The organism is Pseudoglutamicibacter cumminsii, from assembly GCF_016907775.1.
GTDB lineage: Bacteria > Actinomycetota > Actinomycetes > Actinomycetales > Micrococcaceae > Pseudoglutamicibacter > Pseudoglutamicibacter cumminsii.
This window is the reverse complement of sequence record NZ_JAFBCO010000001.1, coordinates 686437-701057: the sequence shown is the minus strand read 5'-3', so window position 1 is coordinate 701057 and position 14621 is coordinate 686437. Positions and strand designations below refer to the sequence as shown.

11 protein-coding genes are annotated in these 14621 nt (G+C 60.9%); 3 read left to right on the top strand and 8 right to left on the bottom strand.

Annotated elements, in window-relative coordinates; genetic code table 11:
* Window positions 1-231 precede the first annotated feature (231 nt).
* The gene (locus JOD50_RS03200; RefSeq protein WP_204880368.1) at window positions 232-3843 is read left to right on the top strand and encodes a bifunctional proline dehydrogenase/L-glutamate gamma-semialdehyde dehydrogenase; all 3612 of its coding nucleotides are present in this window, start codon (window positions 232-234) and stop codon (window positions 3841-3843) included.
* Between the two features lie 73 nt (window positions 3844-3916).
* Here JOD50_RS03200 and JOD50_RS03195 read toward each other — a convergent pair whose 3' ends face one another.
* The 7 genes from JOD50_RS03195 to JOD50_RS03165 all read right to left on the bottom strand — a co-directional run bounded on the left by JOD50_RS03195 (window position 3917) and on the right by JOD50_RS03165 (window position 10947).
* Window positions 3917-4714, bottom strand: coding sequence for an IclR family transcriptional regulator (locus JOD50_RS03195; protein WP_204880367.1), 798 nt, complete (start codon window positions 4712-4714; stop codon window positions 3917-3919).
* Window positions 4714-5799: an enoyl-CoA hydratase/isomerase family protein gene (locus JOD50_RS03190; RefSeq protein ID WP_204880366.1), complete on the bottom strand. Its 1086-nt coding sequence runs from the start codon at window positions 5797-5799 to the stop codon at window positions 4714-4716. The genes JOD50_RS03195 and JOD50_RS03190 overlap by 1 nt, the downstream gene beginning before the upstream one ends.
* A gap of 179 nt (window positions 5800-5978) precedes the next feature.
* Window positions 5979-7010 carry an LLM class flavin-dependent oxidoreductase gene (locus JOD50_RS03185; RefSeq protein ID WP_204880365.1) on the bottom strand — a complete coding sequence of 344 codons (1032 nt, stop codon included), beginning with the start codon at window positions 7008-7010 and terminating at the stop codon, window positions 5979-5981.
* Window positions 7011-7066: 56 nt separating this feature from the next.
* Entirely contained in the window at window positions 7067-8617 is a 1551-nt protein-coding gene (locus JOD50_RS03180; RefSeq protein ID WP_338051985.1) for an FMN-binding glutamate synthase family protein, read from the bottom strand.
* A gap of 208 nt (window positions 8618-8825) precedes the next feature.
* On the bottom strand, window positions 8826-9029 hold the full coding sequence (locus JOD50_RS03175; protein WP_035756264.1) for a cold-shock protein: 204 nt from the start codon (window positions 9027-9029) through the stop codon (window positions 8826-8828).
* Between the two features lie 266 nt (window positions 9030-9295).
* Window positions 9296-9694: an RNA-binding S4 domain-containing protein gene (locus JOD50_RS03170; RefSeq protein ID WP_204880363.1), complete on the bottom strand. Its 399-nt coding sequence runs from the start codon at window positions 9692-9694 to the stop codon at window positions 9296-9298.
* Window positions 9695-9714: 20 nt separating this feature from the next.
* Complete coding sequence (locus JOD50_RS03165; protein WP_180754790.1) at window positions 9715-10947, bottom strand: AI-2E family transporter; 1233 nt, start codon at window positions 10945-10947, stop codon at window positions 9715-9717.
* A gap of 80 nt (window positions 10948-11027) precedes the next feature.
* On the opposite strand from JOD50_RS03165, the gene JOD50_RS03160 reads away from it, so the two are divergent.
* Complete coding sequence (locus JOD50_RS03160) at window positions 11028-11819, top strand: alpha/beta fold hydrolase (RefSeq protein WP_204880362.1); 792 nt, start codon at window positions 11028-11030, stop codon at window positions 11817-11819.
* Window positions 11820-11889: 70 nt separating this feature from the next.
* On the opposite strand, the gene JOD50_RS03155 is transcribed toward JOD50_RS03160, so the two are convergent.
* Window positions 11890-13170, bottom strand: coding sequence for an acyl-CoA dehydrogenase family protein (locus JOD50_RS03155; RefSeq protein WP_204880361.1), 1281 nt, complete (start codon window positions 13168-13170; stop codon window positions 11890-11892).
* Between the two features lie 200 nt (window positions 13171-13370).
* On the opposite strand from JOD50_RS03155, the gene JOD50_RS03150 reads away from it, so the two are divergent.
* The gene (locus JOD50_RS03150) at window positions 13371-14615 is read left to right on the top strand and encodes a mechanosensitive ion channel family protein (RefSeq protein WP_204880360.1); all 1245 of its coding nucleotides are present in this window, start codon (window positions 13371-13373) and stop codon (window positions 14613-14615) included.
* Window positions 14616-14621 lie beyond the last annotated feature (6 nt).

Here is a 14621-nt window from a genome sequence, read left to right as displayed (position 1 = left end):
AAATCTGAGAAATGCTAAGGAACAGCGGCAATTACGCTGTAAGTACGACTACCGGCAGGTAGATTTATCACAGGATAATCATTTCTACCGAACGATAAGTTACGGATGTAAGTAAATCGTCGATCTGTCTATCATGGCGGTGAAACACACGATGGAAACATCCACGCGACGGACACGAGACGCTCGGGCGCCTCATAGTCTGAGCGGCTCAAGAGTTAGGAGCACGTACGCATGACGGGACGTCACACAGCTGAATCCATCACTCGCCGACCCATCGCTTGGCACGGGCCAGACATGGAAGGCATGGTCCGCCCGTGGGACCTCACAGATCAAGCCGTACAGCAGGTTCGTGACTGGCTTACCGCTGCCCGCGACTATCCCGTAGATAAGGCTGCCCAACAGCTTGCCGGTGTGCTCTCTGACCCCGATGGTCTGGACTTCACCGTGGGTTTCGTCGATCGCGTCATTCGTACTGAAGACCCAGCCGCGGCCGCCAAGGCACTCAACGAAATTGCGGCTAAAGTGCCCGCCTTCCTCCCGTGGTACCTACAGAGCGCTGTGAAAGCCGGCGGTACCCTCGGTAAGCTCGCTCCACGCGTCGTCATCCCGGCAGCCCGCACGGCACTGCGCAACATGGTGTCTCACCTCATCGTGGACGCCCGCCCAGACAAACTCACCAAAGCCATCAAGGCGCTGCGCACCGAAGGTATCGACCTTAACATCAACCTGCTCGGCGAAGCGATCCTCGGGCAAGATCAGGCCGCGCACCGCGTCAAGGGAACCAAGGAACTCATCGAACGTCCGGACGTCGACTACGTATCGATCAAGGTCTCCGCGACCGTAGCCCCGCACAGCGCGTGGGCTTTCGATGAAGCTGTCAACGACATCGTCGAACACTTGCGCCCGCTCTACCGCGCAGCCAATAACTCGAGCCCGCGCACCTTCATCAACCTCGACATGGAGGAATACAAGGACCTCGACCTCACGCTCGCGGTCTTCACCGAGCTTCTGGCCGAAGACGAGTTCAAGAACACCGAAGCCGGCATCGTGCTGCAGGCATACCTGCCGGACTCCTACGCTGCGATGAAGCGTCTTCAGCGTTTCGCCGCCGAACGCGTCGCTAACGGTGGCGCCCCGATCAAGGTCCGCCTCGTCAAGGGTGCGAACCTCCCGATGGAGCAGGTCGAAGCGCAGATGCGCGGCTGGACCCAGACCGTGTGGTCCACCAAGCAGCTCACGGACGCGAACTACAAGGCGATCCTCGACTACGCGCTCACCAAAGAGCACGTCAAGAACGTTCGCCTCGGTATCGCAGGTCACAACCTCTTCGACATCGCGCTGCATTTGCACCTCATGCGTGCTCGCGGCATCGAACCGGGCGGCAAGGACGTCGAATTCGAGATGCTTCTGGGCATGGCAAGCCAGCAAGCCCAGGCCGTGCGGCAGGACGTGGGTCGGCTTCTGCTCTACACGCCGGTGGTCAAGCCGGATGAGTTCGATGTTGCGATCTCTTATCTGGTGCGTCGCCTCGAAGAGGGCGCGACTGAGGATAACTTCATGTCCGAGGTCTTCAACCTCGACGATGACCCCGCCGCGTTCAAGCAGGAAGAAGACCGCTTCCGTGAATCTGTCAGCATCCTGTCAGAATGGACCGAGGCACCAGTTCCGCGCCGCTTCCAGGACCGCAACGAAGAGGACTTCAGCAAGCCAACCTGGGACGGCACGTTCACAAACGAGCCAGACACCGACCCGGACCTCGCATGGAACCGCTTGTGGGGCGGGGAGATCCTCAAGAAGATCCCGACCAGCACCCTCGGCAACGAGACGGTAGCCGGCGCGAAGGTCAAGGACACCGCCCGACTCAACGAGGTCTACGACGCCGCCCAGAGGGCAGCCGACGTGTGGCAGGGACTCAGCGCAGACCAGCGTGCCGACGTGCTGCACCGCGCCGGTGACAAGATGAAGGCCCGCCGCGCGGACCTGCTCGAAGTCATGGGCTCCGAAGTTGGAAAGACGCTGGCCCAGGGTGACCCTGAGGTCTCCGAAGCCATCGACTTCTGCAACTACTACGCAGAACAAGCACGCAACCTCGGCAACTATGCCGGCGCGGAAGCCGAGATGGACAAGGTCACGCTCGTGACCCCGCCGTGGAACTTCCCAGTCGCGATCCCAACCGGCTCGACCGTCTCCGCGCTCGCCGCAGGCAGCGCGGTCGTGATCAAGCCGGCCCGCGCATCGATCCGCTGCGGTGCTGTGCTGACCGAATGCATCTGGGAAGCCCTCGACGAAGCCGGCCTGCCACGCGACATCCTGCAGATCATCGACGCCTCCTCGCGCGACCTGGGCGATGCGATGATCACCGATGAACGCGTGGGCCGCGTCATCCTGACCGGCGCGTACGAAACCGCGCAAGCCTTCCACGAGATGCGTCCAGACCTGCCGCTCTTCGCGGAAACCTCGGGTAAGAACGCGATCATCGTGACCCCATCCGCTGACTACGACCTCGCGGCAAAGGACATCGTGGACTCCGCGTTCGGTCACGCCGGCCAGAAGTGCTCCGCGGCATCGCTCGTGATCCTTGTGGGCCAGGCAGGCCGTTCCGATCGCTTGCACCGCCAGATCGTCGACGCCGCACAGTCGCTCGTGGTGGGCTACCCCGAGAACCCGGAGTCCATCATGGGCCCGGTCATCGAGGAACCAGGCGAGAAGCTGCGCCGCGGCCTGACCCAGCTGGAGCCAGGGCAGACGTGGGTCCTCAAGCCACAGCCGCTCGATGACTCCGGCAAGCTGTTCTCCCCAGGCATCCGCGCCGGCGTCCAGCCCGGATCCGAGTTCCACCTCACCGAATACTTCGGCCCCGTGACCGGTGTGATGCAGGCTGAAACCCTCGAAGAAGCCGTCGAATGGGTCAACCAGATCGACTACGGACTCACGAGTGGTATCCACTCGCTCGATGCCGAGGAAATCCGTTACTGGCAGCAAAACATTCAGGCCGGCAACCTCTATATCAACCGCGGCATCACCGGCGCGATCGTCCAGCGTCAGCCGTTCGGCGGCTGGAAGAAGTCCGCAGTCGGAACCGGAACCAAGGCCGGTGGCCCGAACTACGTCCCCTCTATGCTGCGTTGGAAGGACTCCGAACAGGGCCTCGGGCAGGTAGACCGCCGCGTCATCGTATCCACTCCGCACTACTCGATGCTGGTCCATGCCTTCAACGAAGAACCACGCGCCTGGCTCGAACGCGCGCTCGTTCAAGACGAGAAGGACATCAGCTTCTTCGAAGGTCTCCAGGACGCCACGGGCCTCGACGTTGAGGTCAACGGCTTGCGCTACCGCCCTGTCAAGGTCCGGATGCGTGTGGCCACGGTCGAGGAAGAAGACCTTGTGCGGCTCGCCCGCGTGGTTGCTGCTGGCTGGCGGGTACTGCGTGCAGTCACCGACGGCGAAGGAACCGCTGCTAAACAGCGCATGGAAGTCTCGCTTCCAGCTGAGGCGCCCGTCGGCATCGCTGACGCCTACCGTCAGCTGGGTGCTGAGGTTGTTGTTCAAAGCGACGAAGACTGGCTCAACACGTGCGCGAAGCTATCTGAGAATCCAGATGGCAGTCGCGTGCGCCTGATCGGCCGGGAAGGCACCCCAGAGATGGAAGCCCTGGCTCAGGCCACCTTCGAAGCGACGACGCAGGCCCCTGACCTCTCCGTCAACGACCATCCTGTGACCCGCTCGGGCCGCATCGAAATGCTGCCGTTCGTCCGCGAACAGGCTGTGACGATGACCGCGCACCGCTACGGAACGGTCAACAAGCTCGCTCGCGAGGCGCTCGGCGACGTCACTCGCTTGTGACGTGAGTTAGCCCAGACGTTTGTGGCCCGCTCTCGAATATTCGAGCGGGCCACAAACGATGTATACGGGACTATCAGCGTCCAGGCAGCTTAGGTACCTTCGGCGGGAGGAACGTGCCCACACGCTCAAGCATGTCCTGCGTGATGCTACTTGAGGCTTTCTGCAGGCTCTCAATCAGCGAGGCAGGTTCCTCGGCTGGATCCGTGAGGATCACGGCTATAGCGCCGATCGCATGCCCGTGAGGGCCTATCACCGGTACGGCGAGGACTTCGGTGTTCTCGTGAACAAAACCGGGGTAGCGGGCGTATCCCTGGCTGCGGATCGTCTCGACCTCGTGGCGCAGCTGCGGGTGCGCTGTGGTCATCGCTTCGCCGTGTTCTTCCATGTACTCCGAAACCACCGACATGGATGAGTAAGCGAGTGTTGCCATCCCGGTCGCCGTGTCGTGCACGGGGAGACGCATGCCGCGGTGGACTCCAATGTAATCGGCTCCCTCTTGCTCGCACACGTACTCGACGATGAGCATCTCGTTATCCTCAAGGATCGAGAAATGCACGCCCGTGCGCACGATGCTGTGTACATGAAGCATGTGTAGGTGGGCTACCTGAGCCACCGTCTTGATGCATGACCCACGGTTTCCGATCTCCCACAAGCGCAAACCTGGCAGATATTCGCCATGCTCGTCCCGGAGCAGTAAACCTAGCTCCTCCAGCTGGTTCACAATCCGGTAGGTCGTGGTGCGTGGGATCCCGGAGAGCTCAGAGATCTGGGCAACCGTGAGGGTCGGATGTTGATGATCGAAACAATCCAGAATCCGGATGGCCCGCTCAAGAATGGGCTCGTTGCGTGTTGCCTGGCTGACGTCGCTCATCACCAGCCACCTTCCTCGCCGTCATCCCATAGGCCAAGCTCATCGTCCTGCGGCTCAAGCATGCGTGCGATCCGGTCAGTATCGACGTCCTCAGCTCGCGGCACCGACCACCGCGGCGCCTTATCTTTATCAACGAGTAGCGCACGGATACCCTCAACAACATCAGGGGTGTCCATGACGTAAGACGCGGCACGATGTTCGCGCTCAAGGGCGCCCCGCAACTCATCCTCAGCGCGAGACTCCCGCACGAGTTGCAGCGCAGTCTCGCACGCAATCGGGGAGTTAGCCCGGATCCGCTCAGCGGCCTCCGCCGCAGCCGGCCATGGTGAAGCATCCAGCCTCGCCAGAATCTCTGCGACATCGCTGCCCGCGTACGCCTCATCAATCCACGCGCGCTGAACATTCAGTTCAGAACGCTGTGGAAGCCCATGCATGATCTGCAAGCCCATCGCCAAGTCCTGCCCTGGCAACGCACACAAATCAGCAATCGAAGACAAAACCTCTTCAACCGCATCCTGCGCGATGCAGAAATCCGCGAGACCGAACTCAACGGCGTCACCCGCACCGATGGAATCACCCGTCAACGCAAGGTGCTCGCCAATCCGACCCGGCGCACGGCCGAGCCACAGCGAACCACCGACGTCGGGGACATAACCGACCCGCACCTCCGGCATCGCAAGCCGCGAATCCGGGGTCACGATCCGCACCGAAGCCGCCGATGCGATGCCAAAGCCAGCGCCCATCGTCACGCCGGTCATGAAAGAAACAACAGGCTTAGGGTAGGTCTGGACGGCGGCGGCGAGCTCGAACTCGGCGGCGAGGATGCCCAGCATCTGTTCGGCCTCGCCGGCGAGTAGTGCGCGTCGGAAATTCTGTAGGTCGCCGCCTGCGCTGAAGCCGCGGGAGCCTTCGCCAAGGAGCGCGATCGCTTTGACGTCACCGTTGTATCGCCAAGCGCGCAGGGAACTGTGAATGGCCTCGACCATATCGGGCATGAGGGCGTTCAGTTTGTCAGGCCGATTCAGGCGGATCAGACCCAACCCTTGATGCACGCTGACATCTACTTGCTCGCTGTGTATCGACATGAGCTTCTCCGGTTCCAAGGTTGATCTATGGTCATAGTAACCCGGAATGACCCGTGAGTAACATCACAATGTACGAATTGTGGACACCGGAGGCCGAATTACCGACCATTCGTTCGGTAATTGAATAAAAATACTGTAATTCCGCGCTTAACTATCCGGTGTATCGGACAATTGGAGGCCTATTTCGACCACGCCTCACCCGTGGAAATGACGGATGCCAGGCGGTCCTCGTGGCTAATCGCATGGTACGAAAGGATTAACTCATCAGCCTGAGTCTCCTCAGCCATCTGACGCAGCTGCTCAACCACTCGATCCGGCGTCCCCACAGCGGAGTAGCTCATCATGTTGCGCACCTGGTTGCCGGCGGGCATCTGCAAAATCTGATTGATTTCAGCCTCGGTGAATGGCTGCGAACGGTTCCGTCCCAGCATCGATTGGACGCGGCGGCGCAGTGCGAACTGGAACTGATCGTTAGCCTCAGATGCCGTCGGTGCTGCCACAACGCCAGCCGCGACCGTGACGCGAGGCTTCTCCAGTCGTTCGGACGGTTTGAACTCTTCGCGGTACACCTTGATGGCTTCATGCAGGTGCGTCGGCGCAAAATGCGACGCAAACGAATACGGGAGGCCCAACTTGGCCGCCAGCTGAGCACCATAGAGGGAGGAACCCAGAATCGTGACCGGGATAGTGGAATCCGGTGTCGCCGGATAAGCCTCAACCCCAGGGATGCGCGACGGCCCATCCAGATAACCGAGCAACTCCATGACATCGGATGGGAAGTGCTCCGCGGCATCAGGGGAGCGGCGCAGCGCGCGCACCGTAGCCTGATCCGTGCCTGGAGCGCGGCCCAGACCCAACTGGATCCGGCCAGGGTAGAGCGCCTCGAGCATCTTGAACTGCTCGGCCACAACGAGCGGCGCGTGGTTCGTGAGCATCACGCCAGCCGCGCCTACCCCCAAAGTTTCAGTGCGTGCGGCCACGTGCCCCATCAAAACCGCGGTAGCCGTCGACGCGATCTCACCCATGTTGTGGTGCTCGGCGTAGTACATGGTTTCGTAACCGCTACGCTCAGCCGCCTGCGCGAGCTCAACCGCATTCATAAACGGTTGTTGCGGGCTGTCATTGCGGCGGGCCGGAACAAGATCCAGCAAGGACAACGCCGGAGCTTTGGTTGGAACAGAAGACGAAGAGGACGCCGTTGAAGTAGCCATAGTAGCTAGTTCAACGGCGCCCTCAGTGGAAATATTCCGATGCGCGGGCGGTCTGCTTATGCGCGGGCCGTCTTGGCGTTGCCCAATCCGTAGCGGCTCGAGCTCGCGTTCTCCCAGTGTTCCTTCCACATGCGTGGGGAATCGCTGAGCAGTTCACCCGGCTCAAGCCACGTGAACAGGCGTGCAAACGAATCGTTGTTGTCAGGCGAGACGTTGCGGCGCAGCATCGCAGGGGAGAGGTCCTCAACACGAGTCACGCCCATCGAAGCCATGATCTTGACTGCCTGAGCCACAGTCGCCTGGTGGAAGTTGTAGACGCGCTCAGCCTTCACATCCACATCCAAGCCGCGCTCAAGGCGAGGGTTCTGCGTAGCCACACCAACCGGGCACGTGCCCTCAGCGCAACGCAACGACTGGATGCAACCCAGCGCGAGCATCATGCCGCGCGCCGAGTTTGTGAAGTCAGCACCCTGAATCAGGCGCTTGACGATCGCGTTACCTTCAGCGATCTTGCCGGAAGCGCCGATCTTGACCTTGTCGCGCAAGCCAGCGCCCACGAGTGCGTTGTGCACAATCATCAAGCCCTGGGTCAGAGGCATACCCATGTGGGTTTCGAATTCAACTGGAGCAGCACCAGTGCCGCCCTCAGCGCCATCGACCACAATGAAGTCCGGCGCCGTGCCAACCTCGATCATCGCCTTACACATAGCCAAGACGTCGTCGACCGACGTCACGCACAGCTTGTAGCCGGTCGGCTTGCCGCCAGAGAGCTCACGCGTCTTGGCGATGAACTCGATGAGCTCGGTTGGGGTCTTGAACGCCGAGTGCCCCGGAGGGGAAACACACTTGACGCCTTCAGGAATGCCGCGGATCTCCGCGATTTCCTTGGTGACCTTAGGGCCAGGCAGAACACCACCCAGGCCAGGCTTAGCGCCCTGGGACAGCTTGATCTCGACGGCCTTGATCTGCTCGTTGCTTGAAACATCGCGGAAACGCTCCGGATCGAACTTGCCGTCCTGATCGCGGACACCGAAATAGCCCGTACCGATCTCAAGGATCAGGTCGCCGCCCTGCTGGTGGTACGGCGTGAAGCCACCCTCGCCGGTGTCGTGCGCGAAGTTACCCATGCGCGCACCCTTATTCAACGCCTTGATCGCGTTACCCGAGAGGGAACCGAAGCTCATCGCTGAGATGTTCAGTAGCGACATCGAGTACGGCTGGGAGCAATCCGGGCCACCCACCTCAACGCGTGGCGGAGTCTGTGGCGGTTCAAGCGGGTTCATCGAGTGAACCATCCACTCGAAACCAACCTCGTTGACCTCAGCCAACGTGCCGAAAGCCTCCTCGGCCTTCTTGCCGTCGGCGCGTGCGTTGACAAGGTCACGCGTCGTCTTATCGAACGGACGGCCATCCCAGTCGCGTTCGATGAAGTACTGCTGGATCATCGGGCGGATCTTCTCCAGCTGATACCGCGCGTGCCCCAGGACAGGGTAGTTACGCAGAACGGCGTTCTTCTTCTGGATGAGATCGCGAACAGCTACGCCACCCACGGCGGCGGCAGCACCGATCGCAGCCCACGTACGCTTCTTAAGCTTCTTGCTTGCCACAGTCATCCCCTTGTTGGCGAGGTGAGATAGTCCCAGGCTATCCCTTCCAGCGGGTAGATAGCACGGTCACACACGGATAAATCGCCGCCGATGTGCCCGCAGCTCGGCCTGCGCCCGTGCTTTAAACCCCCGATGCGGCGCAGGCTGAACACTGAAGTGTTCGCTTGCACCGCATCGGGGCTTAAGAATGAGTTACGTGAACCTGCGCTTAGAGCGGGGTGATCTCCGTAGCCTGCAGACCCTTAGGGCCTTCAGCTACAACGAATTCCACGCGCTGGCCCTCTTCGAGAGTGCGGAAACCAGTCGTCTGGATTGCGCTGAAGTGAGCGAACAGGTCATCCGAAGAGTCATCCGGAGCGATGAAACCGAAACCCTTATCCGGGTTGAACCACTTGACGGTTCCAGAAGCCATACGAGCTTTGTCCTTTCTGCGCCCAGCCTTTGTGTGCTGGGCTAATGCCCAGGGTGTGGGCGGTGTTACTACCTTGACTCGCGGCGTGCTGACCGGTCCGGACTGCCTTCGGCGAACAAGATCTGCCTGCATATGCACAGGCGTACGCTTCACGCTACTTTATCGGCGCGCTTTCCTCTAGCGCCCCGCTGAACTCACAGCTCATTCACAAGGCAGTTGAGCGGCAAACGCGAGCCAGCTGAGGCGGATGCGGTGCGAGTGTGACCTCAACTGAGATCTAGATCCTCGATGTTTTCAACAGAAGGAACCCACGATGCGCGTAGCTGGTCCATCTGGCGGCGTTCCTTTTTCGTGGGGCGGCCGGATCCGCGTGGCCGGACAGGAACGGCGGGAATCGCAGGTTTGACGCGCTCTGGAGTGTGGTCGATGTATGCGGTCGCTGCTACTTGGGCTGAAACACGTTTGACCAGCGGTTTCACGACCTGCAAATGCCGGTCAAAGCCGTGCCTTCGAATCCGGACATTATCGCCCGGCTTGATCGTATAAGCAGCTTTGACGGGATCCCCATTGACGCGAATATGCCCCGCCCGGCACGCAGTCGTGGCTTCCGAACGCGTCTTATAGACGCGCACGGACCACAACCACGCATCAATACGAGCCTTCATGAACCTGCCAGCAATCTATTTTAAGCGAGCTGCTTGACTCGCTTAGCGCGCTTCTTGGCGATCTTACGGACCCGCTTCTTTCTCTGGCGATACGCAAGATCATCCACCTTGGACTCCCTGCCCGTGAAGACCTTGATGACAGCCCACGCCGCAGCAGTCAGCGGAACCGCAAGCAAAGCACCGACGATTCCGGCAAGAACAGTACCGGCCGTCAACGCGAACAACACCACGAGAGCGTGAACTCGCAACGCCGAACCCATCACAAGCGGCTGCAACAGGTTACCCTCGAGCTGATTCACCACAATCGAACCGATGATGATCGCAACAGCAGGAATCCAGCCGTTCGTCACCAAGGCGACGAGCGCGGCCAAGATCGAACTAACCAGCGCACCCACAATCGGGATGAAGCCACCCACAAAGACAATGACGCCCAGCGGGAACCACAACTTCACGCCAAAGACGAGCATGACCAGCGCGATGCCCGCCGCATCGACCGCAGCAATAATCGCGGTACCGCGCACATAGCCGCCGAACGTGTCACGCGCACGCACCGCAGCCGTGTGCCACGTAGGCTGAGCCGACTCCGGAACCCACGAGTGCAGGAAAGTCCAGATCTTGTCGCCATCACGTAAGAAGATCGCGATCGTGACAATGAACGTACCCATGCCCGCGAAGAACATGCTCGCAGAAGACAAACCAGCAACAGCGCCCGTGCTGAAGGTTGAACTAGTCAGGAACTTCTTGACCTGCTCGAGCGCCTCATCCATTTGCGCAGAACTGAACTGGATGCCCCACTTATTGGCCAGATCACGCGCCTGGTTGAAGCCCTGCGCCGCAGAATCCACCAGGCCGCTCCACTGGGTAGCGATCGTGGTCGCGATCCCGCCCACGATGCCACCTAAGACGAGCACCGCGGCAACTACAACAACAACAGCGGCCCACGTGTCGGACATCCGTCGACGCAACCACTCGACCAGCGGCCATGCGGCACACGCCAGGATCGTCGCCAACAGAACAGGGATGACGAGAACGGAAACCTGGATCAACCCGAAAATCAGCACCGAAGCTAGCGCGATGATCAGCAAAACCTGCGCGCTCCGTGCACCCGCGCGACCCCAACGGTCCTTCCACGGGTTAGGTAGACCCTCTACGGCTGGCAAGCCGTGCGACGTATTGGCCTCCGTGCTCCCGGAGACATCCGCTGGCTTCTGCGCCGCGGCAGGGATATGGGTGCGGGTTTCATACTGATCCATACCCCTATCTTGGCACGTTAAGGTCCATACCATCAGGTCAACGGCATCATGCGCTGATGCTTTCGCTAGAATCCACACTCGTGAGCTACGCAATCAATCCCACCGACGGAACCCGTATCTACTACGAAGTGACAGGCGACGGGCCAGTGCTGATCTTCCTGCACGGGTCCGCTTTGTCACGCGTTATCTGGCGCGGGCTCGGATACCTCAAAGGGCTACCTGGCTACACTCACATCCGCATCGATGCGCGAGGCCACGGGAAATCCGATAAACCCCACGAGCCAGAAGCGTATGCGATGGAACGGATGGCCGAAGACGTGCTCGCGGTCATGGACGCTGAACAGATCGCCAGCGCCGGCATCGTCGGCTACTCACTCGGCGCGCGCACTGGCTGGCAGCTCATGACGACGGCCCCATCCCGGTTCTCAACGTTCGTCGCGCTAGGTGGGAGCCACCGGAAGCAAACCGGCGAGATCAAAAATATTTTCTACCCCGGCTACCTCGAAACCCTCAAAAACGGCGACATCGACGCGTTCGTTGCCGGCTTCGGGCCAGGGCTCGACCAAGCAACCGCGCTCGCATTCAAAGCCAATGACCCGCTTGCCCTCTACGCGATGTTCACTGAGATGGAAAACGCTGAGAGGAGCATTCCGGACACGCTCATCGCGCAAGTCAGCGCGCCCGTGCTCACGATGGCCGGAGACCAAGACCCGCGGCGTTACTCCGATTCGCAAGACCAGGCGCAGATCGCCCAGAACTGCCGGTTCCATCCGCTACCTGGACGCAACCACGCAGGAACCCTGTTCTATGCGCAAGACAACCTTGCCGTCATCAAGCCGTTCCTGGACAAGAACTACCCAGGGCTGAGCTAGTGGCATTGGATAGCCGGGTCTGCGCGAAGCGGCGGCGTGCTGCGGTCCTGGTCAGTTAGACGGGGCTGGCTTAGCCGGTGAAGGTCGACTTGCCCTTAACGCCACGGCCGATCAACAGGGCCTGAACCGTTTCCGTGCCCTCATACGTGTGCAATGCCTCGATGTCCGCGAAGTGACGAGCCACCCGGTTCTTGATCAAGATGCCGTTGCCGCCCAAGAGGTCACGCGCATCGGCCGCAATAGAGCGCGCCGCACGCGTAGCGGTGAACTTAGCGAGCGATGCGAGCTCACCCGAAAGCTCGCCGCGATCCTCCAACTCAGTGCAGTGACGCGCCAAAAGCTGCGCCTGCACGAGCGTGGACTGCATGCGCGCCAAACGCTCATTCACAATCTGAGAATGCGCGAGTGGACGGCCAAACTGCGTCCGCTTGCTCGCATACTGCGCGGCCACCTCGTACGCGCCCATAGCGGCACCAACAGCCGCCCACGCAACACCAAGGCGGGTAGCGAACAAAACCTGGGCCGTATTCTTGAACGATTGCGCACCCGGCAGTACGTTCTCATCCGGAACAAACACGTCCTGCAGATCAATCTCCGCCTGCCACAAGCAACGCAAAGCCAGCTTTTCTTTCAAGTGGAACGCGCTGTAGCCCTCCGAATCCTGCGGAACAATGAAGCCCTTGACCTGGCCGTCGTCGGTATCGCGGGCCCACACAATCGACATCGCAGGAGCGCCAAACTCTGGGCCGATAGCGCCGTTACCGATCCACTTCTTGGCTCCAGTGATGCGCCAGCCACCATCGACCTTGGTAGCCGAAGTCTCGAGGCCGATCGAATCGGAACCGTGAGTCGGCTCCGTTAGAGCGAACGCGCCCGCGACGCTGCCCTCAGCGAGTGCCGGGCCCCACTTCTGCTTCTGTTCCTCCGAACCGCACAAGTCAACCGAACGCAACGCCAAACCACCCTGGACGCCCACGATGGTCGAGATCGAGAGGTCAACGCGGCCGAGCTCCATGCCGACCATCGCGGCTTCGAGGCGGCTCGTGCTTTCGCGGCCATCGACCCCGATGCCGTCACGCAGCAGATCAGCTTCGCCCAGTTCCTTGGTCAGGTGAGCTGGGTATTCGCCGCGATGCCAAAAATCGTCGATGACCGGCGCAACCTTCTCAAGCGCGAAAGTGCGCGCACGTTCGCGCACAGCCTGTGCGGCCTCCGGAAGGTCGTTGAAGACACCCGCCGGGTCGACATTCGGTGCGTCCGGGCCGGTTGGGTACAGATCGTAATCAGGTTCCGTGAGCGAAGCCGGGCGGGAAGGGGAAGGCTGTGGAGTGGTGAAGGAAGCATCAGACATGGGAACTCCTGAAACGAGAAGAAGGCAACGGGCGGCAGGGTTCAACTAAATCCCTTGAGTTACCCGTAAGTAACCAGATGTGACCAGCCTAACATTTTACGTGCATCTGACCAGATCCAGACGCGTGAAAACACGAGCGATCAGACCTACTTCACCGCGCACCTAGGCATCCATCAGCAACATGTGAAACGCTGACACCTATGAGATTCCTAGCGAACTGGTTCACAGCCCTGCCCGCAGAAAAAGCGAGCCCGAAGGCAAGTGACGGTGCAAGCGACAGCGCGAGCCCCAACGCAGCGGAATCTTCGCAACCATCCACGGGATCCAGCCCCTCCGCAGAACCCAGCTCAAGCCCCAGCGGTTTCCTTGAGCCAGACCCAAGCGAGCCCACGCTGCCAGGCCTCGAACCCATCGTCGAAAACGCGCCATCCCCCCTGCGGCCATGGCTCGCCTTCGGCATCCCGATCGTCGCTGCGCTCATCGTCACGTGGCTTGTTTGGTTCATCCTTGCGCGGCTCTTGCGGAAACGCCCGCGGGTCAAAGAACAGCTCGGGCGCCTCCAGATCCCCGTATTCTGCCTACTGCTCTCCGTAGGGCTCATGTTCGGAACCCCCGGCGTCATCGAGGACGAGGGGTTCGCCGTGGCGCTCGCCGTGATCCTCAAAGTCGCGGCCGTTGCCTCCATCACGTGGCTCGCCGTGACGGTGCTTTCGGTCGTCGAAGTCTCCGTGATCGTCCACTACGAAGAATCCGGCGACCCACGCCAAGTAGCCAAACTACGCACCCAAATGACGCTCATGAGGCGCCTCGTGACGGCGATCGTGCTCGTGCTCGGCGTGGGTGCGGTGCTGCTCATGATCCCAAGCGTGCGTGCGATGGGCGCAACCGTCCTCGCATCCGCCGGCTTGATCTCGGTGGTAGCGGGCCTCGCGGTTCAAGGCGTGCTGACCAACGTGTTCGCCGGGCTGCAACTTGCGTTCTCGGACGCGATCCGCGTCGAAGACATCGTGGTCGTGGAAGGGCAACGCGGTAACGTCAAAGAAATCACGCTGACCTACGTTGTCGTGAAACTCGTGGACGGGCGGAAAATGATCCTGCCCTCGACATACTTCACCACCACGCCGTTTGAAAACTGGTCACGCGGCGGCGAAGAAATCAACGGCTCCGTAGTTCTCGACCTCGCCTGGGATGCGCCGGTTGCGGCGCTCCGCAAACGCGTGGAACAGTTGCTGGATGCAACCGACCTCTGGGATGGACGCGTTGGCGAAACGGTCGTCACCAACGCCGCCGGCGGCAACATGGAACTCACCGTCATGTTGAGCGCCCGCAACCCCGGCGACCTCTGGGACCTCAGAAACTACATCCGCGAAAACCTCGTCCACGAAGTCATGACCAAGTACCCGGAATCCCTCCCGGAGGTCATCGGTGGCGGCGGCGCGGCCTAATCGGCC